Annotated in this window: 5 protein-coding genes and 1 pseudogene; 1 reads left to right on the plus strand and 5 read right to left on the minus strand. The window is 65.2% G+C overall.

The window, feature by feature from the left end:
• Window positions 1-4: 4 nt before the first annotated feature.
• The 3 genes from QOC76_RS10450 to QOC76_RS10460 all read right to left on the minus strand — a co-directional run bounded on the left by QOC76_RS10450 (window position 5) and on the right by QOC76_RS10460 (window position 4,360).
• Window positions 5-2,344 carry an MMPL family transporter gene (locus QOC76_RS10450; RefSeq protein ID WP_526356760.1) on the minus strand — a complete coding sequence of 780 codons (2,340 nt, stop codon included), beginning with the start codon at window positions 2,342-2,344 and terminating at the stop codon, window positions 5-7.
• A gap of 100 nt (window positions 2,345-2,444) precedes the next feature.
• A complete protein-coding gene (locus QOC76_RS10455) occupies window positions 2,445-3,575 on the minus strand; it encodes an FAD-dependent monooxygenase (protein ID WP_526356761.1) in 1,131 nt (376 codons plus the stop codon).
• 8 nt (window positions 3,576-3,583) lie between these two features.
• The gene (locus QOC76_RS10460; protein ID WP_526356762.1) at window positions 3,584-4,360 is read right to left on the minus strand and encodes a class I SAM-dependent methyltransferase; all 777 of its coding nucleotides are present in this window, start codon (window positions 4,358-4,360) and stop codon (window positions 3,584-3,586) included.
• A 217-nt stretch (window positions 4,361-4,577) separates the two neighbouring features.
• Here QOC76_RS10460 and QOC76_RS10465 point away from each other — a divergent pair, with 217 nt between their 5' ends.
• Window positions 4,578-5,756 carry an FAD-dependent oxidoreductase gene (locus QOC76_RS10465; RefSeq protein WP_526356763.1) on the plus strand — a complete coding sequence of 393 codons (1,179 nt, stop codon included), beginning with the start codon at window positions 4,578-4,580 and terminating at the stop codon, window positions 5,754-5,756.
• On the opposite strand, the gene car is transcribed toward QOC76_RS10465, so the two are convergent.
• On the minus strand, window positions 5,751-9,278 hold the full coding sequence (gene car / locus QOC76_RS10470) for a carboxylic acid reductase (RefSeq protein ID WP_526356764.1): 3,528 nt from the start codon (window positions 9,276-9,278) through the stop codon (window positions 5,751-5,753). The genes QOC76_RS10465 and car overlap by 6 nt on opposite strands.
• Before the next feature lie 233 nt (window positions 9,279-9,511).
• Window positions 9,512-10,090 (minus strand): annotated as a pseudogene (locus tag QOC76_RS10475) (MarR family transcriptional regulator); the annotation flags it as partial.

Raw genomic sequence — 10,090 nt, forward strand, 5'->3', positions numbered from 1 at the left:
GAGGTCATCGTAGTCGAGAAGGTTGTGGACGTCGGTGTTGTGGATGCGGGCGAGCAGGGTGAACGAACGGTGGCCGAGCATCGCGATCTGCCACCTCGCGCAGGCCGAAGCGGTCGTGCAACCGCACCAAGGGTTTCGGTGCCCACCAGTTCCATCTACCCAGCGCGTGCATGAAGGCAGGCATCAACACCATCCGCACCAGCGTGGCGTCGACCAGTACGGCCAACGTCAGGCCGAGCCCGAGCATCCGCATGAACTGCACATGGGCGCCGAACAGGGCAGCGAACGAGATCGACATCACCAGGGCAGCGGCGGTGATCACCCGGCCGGTGCGAGCCAACCCCAGTGCGACGCTCCTGTCGTTGTCGGCACGGGTCCGCCCCGGGCGTGACCTCGCGGGCCCGGCAGCTCCGGACGCCAGCCAGTACTCGCGGATCCGCGCCAACAGGAAGACCTCGTAGTCCATCGACAGACCAAAAGCGATGCAGAACAACAGCACCGGTATGTTGGCGACCACGGTTCCGGTCGGCGTCGTTCCGAGCGCGCCGAGGTGCCCGTCCTGAAAGATCCACACCAGCGCACCGAACGCGGCGGTCAGTGACAGCACATTGAGTACCAGTGCCTTGAGCGGCAACACGACGCTGCCGGTGAGCAGGAACAACAGTCCGAACGTGATCACCGCGATCAGCCCCAACACAGTGGGCAGCCGTGATGTGATGGCGTCGACGCTGTCGCGGTTGGTCTGCGCGGTGCCGGACAACTCAACGGGGCGACCGGCGGGCCCAGGCACCGCATGCAGCCGGTCGAGTTGGTTCTGCGAGCGCTCGGAGAACAGTGCAGCCGTGCTGCCGATGGTCAGGAAGGCGCTGCCCTGCGCTACCCCGGTGGCCGCCGAGGGCGCCCCAACCCGGACGCCCGCGACGAACGTGCCGGTCGGAGCCGACACCGCAGAAACATCTGGGACGCGGGACAATTCAGCGGCGTAGCGCTCCAGATCGGCCGGTGTCAGCCCGTCGGCGTCGGGGATAACCGCGGTAACCGCGGTTGCCGAGTTGTCGGCGAAGTCGTTGCGCAACTGGTCACCGACCTGATGCGCCGACGCCGACGTCGGCAGCACCCGGTCGTCGGGGAAGCCCCACTTCACCGCGAGGAAAGGTGCGCCGAGGGCCAGCAGCAGTGCCACAACGGCCAGGCCGAGCGGCAGCGCACGTCGCATGACGAACGTCGTCGACCGGTACCAGAACTGCCCCTCGACCGGACCGGGGACGGGTTCAGACCGGTGCAGCAGGCGCCGCGCGAGCCGCCGGACGTCCAGGGCGTTCAGCCGGTCACCCAGCAGCACGATGGCTGCAGGTGTGACGACAATCGCCGCCAGCGCGGCGAACGCGACGGTTGCGACCCCGGCGTAGGCGAAGGACTTCAGGACGTGCATCGGGAAAAAGATCATCGCTGCCATCGACAGGGCTACCGTCGTCGCCGAGATCAGCACCGTGCGTCCCGCCGTCGTCATCGTGCGGATCAGGGCGGTGTTCGGGTCGGCGCCATCGGCGAGTTCGTCGCGGTAGCGGCTGATGATCAGCAGGGTGTAGTCGATCGCCAAAGCGAGGCCCATCGCGGTGCTGAGGTTGGGCGCGAGGTTCGACACATCGGTGCCGAAGGTGATGAAGCGCAGGACCGCCATCGAGCCCAGGATCGCCATCAGCCCGACCGCAACGGGCAGCGCGGCCGCCAGCAGGCCACCGAAAACCCAGACCAGCACCAGAAAGCTCAATGGAATGGCGATCGACTCCATCAGTAGCAGGTCGTGCTGCAGCTGGGAGGTGATCTGCGCGTTCACCGTCGCTACTCCGCCGGATCGGACGATGACACCCGTTGGCCCGACCGGATGATCGCGCGCCACCTCGTCGGACAGCGTCTGGGCGGTATTCTGCGCAGCGCTCTCTCCGCCGCTGAGACCCGCGATGATCAGCCCGGCCTTACCGTCCTTGCTGACAAGATCTTCCGCCTCTGCAGGTGGGGCGCTCCACGCCGACGTCACCGCGGCGACGTTGGGTGCTCGTCTCAGCTGATCCACGATGCTCAAGCCCACCGCGCGGGCCGCCGGTGCGGCGGCGGTGTCCGGAGCGGTGACGGTGATCAACATCTGCAGGTCACCCTGGTGGAACTTGTCGGTCAGCAGTTGCGTCGCCCTGGCCGACTCCGAGGCCGGGTCTTGAAATCCGCTCGAGGACAGGCTGCCGGCAACCGGGACACCGAAGATCCCCGCCGCCACCATCATCAACACGGCCGCCGCAACGACCCGTCGCGGCGCCGCGATCGCCAGCATTGCGATTCGCTGCAGCAACTCGCGTCCTCCTTCTGCCCGCGGACGCAAGATCAGCGGCAACCATTTTTCCGGTCAATAGTGATACGAACGGCGGCTGCCCATGGTTCATCCGTGGCCGTCACGGCATGGCCCGGGCGGCGGCCTCCACGTCGTAGTCCTGTATCCCGTTTCGACCGAAAGCGATTGCCTGCCCGGAGTCAAAGCGCAGCCCGTTGGTCCTGGATCCTCGTTGCACTCGAGCGGTGTGCTCATGGCGGAGCGCCTGATAGCGGATCAGCACGTCAGTGATGTCGGCGGCATCGGCACCTCGCATCAGCGTAGCCATTGCCATCCCGTCCTCGATGGACTGATTGGCGCCTTGGCCCATGTGCGGCAGCATGGCGTGCGCCGCGTCACCGAGCAGCGCCAACCGCCCACAGGTCCAGCGCGGCAGTGGATCGCGGTCATACAGTCCCCAGCGGAGGGTGGCGTCGATCTGCGAGAGCAGCCGAGTAAGCCACGGGTCCCAGTCGCCAAACTCAACAGCTAATACTGCGGGATCTCCAGGCGCTGACCATGATTCACGCATTTGCTCGTCCGCGGGCAGAAATCCGACATAGTTGAGCAACGTGCCCGCGCGCACGGGAAACACCAAAAAGTGCTTACCCTGGCCGGCCCAGTTCACCAACGCGTCTGGCCACATCCAACCGGGCACCCGGCCGGCAGGGATCACCCCGCGATAGGCCACCACGCCGGAGAACAGCGGCCTGCGCGGCTCGACCACGTAGCGTTGCAGTGTCGAATGGATGCCGTCGGCGGCGACTACTACATCGGCTTCGACACTGACCCCGTTGTCGAAGGTCACGACCGCAGACCGATCGTCCTGACCGAAGGCGACGCACCGATGTCCGGTATGTAGTGTGCCGCGGGGCAGCCCGGCCACCAGGGCGGCCACCAGGTCCGGACGGTACATCCCCATCGAGTTGATCGCGCCATCGCGGCCGGCGACCTGATGCGACAGGACAGGGCCGCCAGGGGCGAGTATCCACCATTCGTTGATGGGGGCGGCACGGCGGATGACGGCATCCGCGACGCCCAGCCGCTGCAGTATTCGCATGCTGTTGGGGTAGAGCCCAACTCCCGCGCCAACCTCGCCGAGTACGGCGGCCTGCTCGTACACCCTGACGTCGGCGCCCGCGGCCCGAAGCGCCAGCGCCGCCGACAGGCCCCCGATACCGCCACCGACGACCACCACACGCATCGACCTCATGGCACCTCCTATGAGCGGGTGGCGAGGACCAACAAGGTATCTCCGCCCGCCGACACGCCTTTCGAACCGATGCACTCAGCCAGCCTGGCTCGTAGCTCAGCGGCCTTCTCGGGGGCGAGGATGAGATGGTTTGAATATGTAAAAGCGAGGTCAAGCCAGTGCTCCGTGGAAAAGTGGTCATGCCGCGGATAGTTGCGCTGCTCAACTGTGAACCCGGAAGCCGCTATCGCCGCGTTCAAGCCGTCGGTGTGACGGTCGGTCTCGACGAGACCGTCCCATGAGCCGTCGACCAGAGGTGATCCCGCGTCCATATAGTCCCGGTATATCTCGGCAAAGTCGTTGTGGGTGGGGTGCGTTGGGAACAGGCGGTTCCACATCAATGCCAGCCGGCCACCTCTGCGCAGCAGTCGATGGGCCTTCGGTACCGCAATGTCGGGATTGACCCAATGAAAGGACGATCCGAACACGACGAGATCGAAGCGGCGCTGCGCACAGGCCCAGCTCTCGAAGGTGCCGATCTCGATGGGTATGCCCTTCTCCCTCGCAATCGCAGCCATTCGCGGATCCGGCTCAACGGCAAGAACATCAACCCCTCTCCGAAGCAGTTGTTCGGAGACGATCCCGGTACCCGCACCAACATCGAGCACCTTTGGGGCGCGCCCTGACAAGAGATCGTCGATCAGCTGCTCGGGGTAGCGAGGCCTACGCGCATCGTAGATTCGCGCTGCGGCACCGAATGAGTCCGCACGCGCACGGTCAGCGTAGAGGTCTGCGCGTGGCTGCATACTGAAACTCTACGCTGACGTAATGGTCAGCAGTGCAGTTGATTTGGTTCTCTATTCGGTTTTCCGGCTAGCGGGTATAGAACGGGAAGTGCTGGCGGCAGTGCGCACCTGCGACCAGCGCCAACGACAACCGTGGCGAGACCAGCGACCTTGGATATATGGCCTCTACCTCATCCTGCGTGTTCGCACCGAAAGCCCTGCCCACCGGGAGGCCCTGATGATGCGGGCCGTCGTTATCGGTGGGTCGCTGGGGGGACTCACCGCCGCCCTGATTCTGCGGGAGCAGGGCTGGGATGTGGACGTTCTGGAACGGAGTCCGAATCCGTTGGAGGGACGCGGAACCGGCATCGTCGTGCACCCGACCACGGTCCGCTATCTCGTCGAGCGTGCAGGCAAGCGAATTGGCGACATCGGCCTGCCTGCCCGTAGGATTCAATATCTCGGCGCGGACGGCTCAATCGCCGACGAGCAGCCATGCGCATACCGGTTCGCATCGTATGTGGAGTTGTATCGAGGGTTGCTGGATCTATTCGGCACCGATCGCTACCACCTCTCGAAAGAGCTTGCGGACCTGGATAACCGGACAGATGGCGCCACAGTGTCATTGACCGACGGTCAGACACTTGCAGCCGATCTCGTCGTATGTGCCGATGGGATCCGTTCCACCGGACGCCGATTACTGGTTCCAGACGCCCGACCCCGCTACGCGGGGTACGTGGCATGGCGCGGCACTGTCGACGGCGGCGAAATCAGCGACCACGCAGCGGGCCTCCTGCTGGACGCATTCACTTACCGGATCCTCCCCCACGGCCACCTGCTGACCTACGCGATTCCGGGTCCGCGCGGCTCTACGCTTTTCAACTGGCTCTGGTACCAGAACATCGCGCCGGGCGATCGGCTCACGGACCTGCTCACCGACCGCGATGGTGTCAGGACAGAGCTGAGCGTGCCCCCAGGATCGGTGCAGACCCGCCACGTCGATGAGCTGTATGCAGAGGCGGCTGATCTGCCTTCGCCGCTCACCGAGGTTGTCCAACAAACCGCCAAGCCGTTCATCCAGGTGATCGTCGACCTTGAAGTGCCCCAGATGGCCTTCGGGCGGAGCTGCCTCATCGGCGATGCCGCGTTCGCGCTGCGGCCACACATCGGTGTGGGTACCGCGAAGGCTGCCTACGATGCATGGCAGCTGGGGACCGCGCTGCTCGGCGTCACGGCACAGCGGGTCGCAGATCGGCTGAAGGGCTGGGAGATTCAACAGTTGTCGGTGGCGCGGCGCGCCCTGCGCAGGGCCCGCACGGCTGGTCGCAGCTTGCAGGACGGCACCTGGCGGGTCGGCGAGCAGCCCCCGTTCGGGCTGCTCGCGCCCGGTGACAGCGTTCTGCCCGTCGCCCTATAACTGTCCGAGCAGCTGCAGGTCGGTGATGTATTTGATGATCATCGGCGCAGTGACGTGTGGGATGTCTTTGTCCGGGCCGATTTTCGCTTCCTGGACGGCTGCGCGGAACCGCTCGGTCGGCGCGATGGAGCCCGTGATCGGCGTCTCGGGCCGCTGGTAATTGTGCAGCAATGGCAGGAGTGACGCGTGGCGCTGCTTGTCCGGTAGTGCCCGCAACGCGGTGTCGAACCGTTGCAGCCAGCCGTCGTAGCCGCGTACCCGCTGGACCGGGTAGCCCGCGTCGATAATCCAGTCCACGTACTCGTCGAGTCCGATTCCGTCGTCGTAGGGGTTCATCACGTGGTAGGTCGCGAACCCGTCCACGTTCTGCGCGCCGAGGGTGGCGATCGCGTCGGCGATGAAGCCGACCGGCAGCCCATCGTAGTGGGCGCGTGGCCGGTTGCCGTCGGCGTCGAGTTCGTAGAACGAGTCGGGCGCGATTCCGGTGGCCACCAGGCTCAGCATCAACCGGGTGAACATGTCGGGCACGTTGAGCTGACCCGCGTACGTGGTATCGGCCAGGATCATGTCGCAGCGGAAGACCACGACCGGCAGGCCGCACAGGTCGTTCGCCTCGCGCAGCAGCACCTCGCCGGCCCACTTGCTGTTTCCGTAGCCGTTGGCGTACCTGTCGTCAACGCTGCGGGTCGGGCTGATGACCCGAATGTCGACATCTTCGGTGAAGCTGGACGGATCGATCTGGTCGCCGACGCCAATAGTTGACACATACGTGTAAGGCTTCTGTTTAGTGGTGAGGGCGATGCGGATCAGCTCGGCGGTGCCAACGGCGTTGGGGCCGAACAGCTCGCTGTACGGGAGCACATGGTTGACCAGTGCAGCGGGGTCGACGATCAGGTCGACGGTGGCGGCCAGCCGCTGCCAGGTCTGCTGGTCCAGTCCGAGATTCGCTTCGCCCTTGTCGCCGGCGATGACCTCCAAATGATCGGCGGCCAGCTCGCGGTAATGCCGCAGCAATTCGGGATCGCCGCTGTCGAACGTGGCGTCCAATCTTCCCAGGGCCGCCGCGTCGTCCTTGGCGCGCACCAGGCAGATCAGCTTGCCGTCGACGAGGTCCATCCGCTCCAGCCAGTCCAAAGCCAGGTAGCGGCCGAGGAATCCGGTCGCTCCGGTCAATAGAACGGTGCGGACTTCGGCGCTTGGCGGCGCCAGGGTCGGGGCGGCGGCCAGTGTATTGGCGTCGAGGAACTTGTCCAGCGTGAGGTCGCGGGCGTGCACCTCGGTGGCGTCGCGGCCGTGCACCGCAGCGAATGTCGGGCGCTTGGCGGAGGACGTCAGCGCGGCCTCGATATAGGCGGCGATGGACTGCAGGTCGCTGGCCGGGCTTACGATGACGCCGACCGGCACGTCTAGGTCGAAGATCTCGTGCAGTAGATTGCCGAATGTCAATGCCGACAACGAGTCTCCGCCTAAGTCGGTGAAATTAGAGTCGGGTGCCAGGTCGCCGGCCGTCGAGCCGAGCAGCGCACCCGCGGCCCGGCTGACCGTCTCCAGCACCGGCCGATCAGCACCGCCCTGACGCAGCGCTCGCAGCTCGTTCGTCTGACTGTCGGCCAGCTCGGTGTAGAGCTGCTCCAGTCGATCGCCGTAGTACGCCTTCAGTTTCGGCCGCGCAAGCTTGCGGATGCCCGTCAGCAGACCGTTCTCCAGGGTGAACGGCGTTGTCTCGACGATGAAGTCACGGGGTAACTCGTAGGACTGCAGACCGGCATCTTTTGTGATGTCCTGCAGCGACTCACTGATCGCAGGCTGCAGCGACTCGACGTCGCCTCCGCTTCGGTTCAACGCGTCCTCGGTGGGCACGACGACGGCGAGCACGTAGGAGCGCGCGCTGTTGCCGTAGACGTAGATCTGGCGGATCAGCGGGCTGTCACCGAACACCGCCTCCAGCTTCGACACCGTGACGAACTCACCCTGCGAGAGCTTGAGCACGTTGTTGCGCCGATCCAGGTAGACGAGCTGTTCGGGACCAACCTCGGCCACCACGTCGCCGGTCCGGTAGTAACCGTCGGGATCGAACACCTCGGCGGTGACCTCGGGCCGCTTGTAGTAGCCGGGGAACAAGTCCTTCGTTTTGACCAGCAGCTCGCCCCGCGGGTACGGCCGGTCGGTGTGGAAGTAACCCAGATCGGGCACATCGACCAGCTTGTAGTCGATCACCGACGGGCGTCGCACCTGGCCGTCGATGTAGATGATCCCGGCCTCGGTCGAGCCGTAGCCCTCGACGAGATGGAGGTCGAGCAGGGATTCGACGAACTCCTTGTTCTCGGCCGAGATCGGCGCGGAGCCCGTCATCGCCGCGACGAACCGTCCACCGAGAAGGCTCTGTGCCTCGTCCGCCATCACCTCGGCTTCGACTGCCGCGCGATCGGCGCCGTCGACGGACCGACGGTCCACTTCGCTCTGGAACTCCTGAAACAGCATGTCCCAGATCCGCGGCACGAAGTTCAGTTCGGTGGGGCGCACCAGCGCGAGGTCCTCGAACAGCGTCGAAAGATCGCTCCTGGCCGTGAAATAGGCGGTTCCGCCGTTCCCCAGCGTGCCGTAGAGGACGCCCCGACCCATCACGTGGCTCATCGGCATGAAGCTGAGCGTGATCGTCGGCTCGACACTCGGCGCGCCCCAATTCCAGCGCGACCTGCGCCAGAAGTTCGCGACCAATCGCTCTGGGTACATGGCACCCTTCGGGGCGCCGGTGCTGCCCGAGGTGTAGATGAGCAACCTCAACGGATCGTCGTCATCGTCGTCGGGAGCGAACTCCGGTGCGGCAGGCAGCGATTCGCCACGCTCAAGCAGCTCGGCAAGAGTCTCCACCACCAACGGGCTTCCCGCCTCCGCGAGCCGCGACCTGGCGGCGTCGAACGCCTCGCGCTGCTCGTCCACCTCGGGGCGGTAGTCGAACACCACCAGACGACCAGGCACGTGACCTGTCAACACCAGCTCGACGGCGTCGCCGAGATCGTAAACACTGGACGCCAATACGCGAGGTTCTGTCTCGGCGACGATGGGCCGCAGTTGACTGACCGGTGCGCTGGTCTGGAGCGGAACGGACACCGCACCCAGCTGGCCCAACGCCATGTCGATCGTGGCATAGTCCACACTCGTGAAGCCCAGCACACAGACGCGATCGCCGGGCCGCACGCCGCCGTCGGCAAAGGCGCGCACGACCGCGTTCACGCGCTCCCACAACGCTCCGTACGTGATGGTTTCGAACCGGGGCAGAAGCTCGAGGGAAGTGCGGCCGGTCTCCGGATCTGGGACGAGGTTGACAGCGCGCTCTCCGACCGCGGGCCGTTCCGCATAGGCCGACATGACCGTGCGGACGATCCCCGGCAGCCGCAGCCCGGGTTGCTCGATCGCCGCGGTGAGTGCCTCGATGGGCCGGGCGTCGGCGAACTGCGGGTCGGTGGCGTAAAGATCGGTGATGCGGCGTGCCAGCCGCTCTTCGCGGGGATCCGTCGACATAAGATCACTAGTCCTTCTGAGCATCTCAATTAGTTTGTGTAACAACAACTCCACGGTAGGCCAGACCGCCGATATCGCCAGGCAGCCTGTGAGCGGCCCCGGCGCTCTGCCAGCGGCATAGTGGGCATTTGAAGTTGGTAGGTACCCAAAGATGGGGGCTGGCGGTAAGCGATTGAATGGCGTCGGCAGGGAAGAACCCTGTTCTCAGGTGAGCACCTTCGTGGAGACTGCTGTCAAACTCTTTGGACGCCAGGGTGGGTACCAGTCGGCGCGAGTTCATTCTGCGCATTCTCGAGCGCTGTGTTCAGCGAGTCGAGCGTGAGGGCATCAGGACGGCTGATGTGGATCTCGATCTGGTATTCGGGTTGGCCGGTCGGCCCGGAGATCGGCAGGACGACGAATTCCGTTGCCAATAAATCTGTTTCGAGAGTACTTGTAATCGACTGCAGAGTAACGATTGTCATCAGCTTGGTCAGCTGCCGTGCCACCGTGGCAGTGGGTTCCAGCGACGCCAAGATTCCGGCGACCCGATCGTGCAGCGACGCATGTGCGTCGTCGAATCGCCACGCTCCGTAGCCGCGGGCTCGGACGTCGGCGAGCACTTGCCGGTGCTGGTCGATGTCGGCCTGGGCGAGCCGCGGCGTGACACCTCGCAGCCAGCGCTCTACCTCGGCATCGTCTCGCCACGCCATCGCCACCAGGCCGAACGGCGGGTCGATCGGAAAGCGCTGTCCGACAACGTGCTCACCATCGCTGCCGTGGCCCACCGCGTCGATGACGGTGAGGTGGTCGTCGTCGATGCGCGACATCGA

It is taken from the genome of Mycobacterium sp., from assembly GCF_032159565.1.
GTDB lineage: Bacteria > Actinomycetota > Actinomycetes > Mycobacteriales > Mycobacteriaceae > Mycobacterium.

What these genes read in the sequence shown, in the direction of transcription:
- QOC76_RS10465 (WP_526356763.1), top strand. Translation starts at nt 4,578, where the DNA reads ATGATGCGGGCCGTCGTTATCGGTGGGTCGCTGGGGGGACTCACCGCC.
- car (WP_526356764.1), bottom strand. Translation starts at nt 9,278, where the DNA reads ATGTCGACGGATCCCCGCGAAGAGCGGCTGGCACGCCGCATCACCGAT.
- QOC76_RS10455 (WP_526356761.1), bottom strand. Translation starts at nt 3,575, where the DNA reads ATGAGGTCGATGCGTGTGGTGGTCGTCGGTGGCGGTATCGGGGGCCTG.
- QOC76_RS10460 (WP_526356762.1), bottom strand. Translation starts at nt 4,360, where the DNA reads ATGCAGCCACGCGCAGACCTCTACGCTGACCGTGCGCGTGCGGACTCA.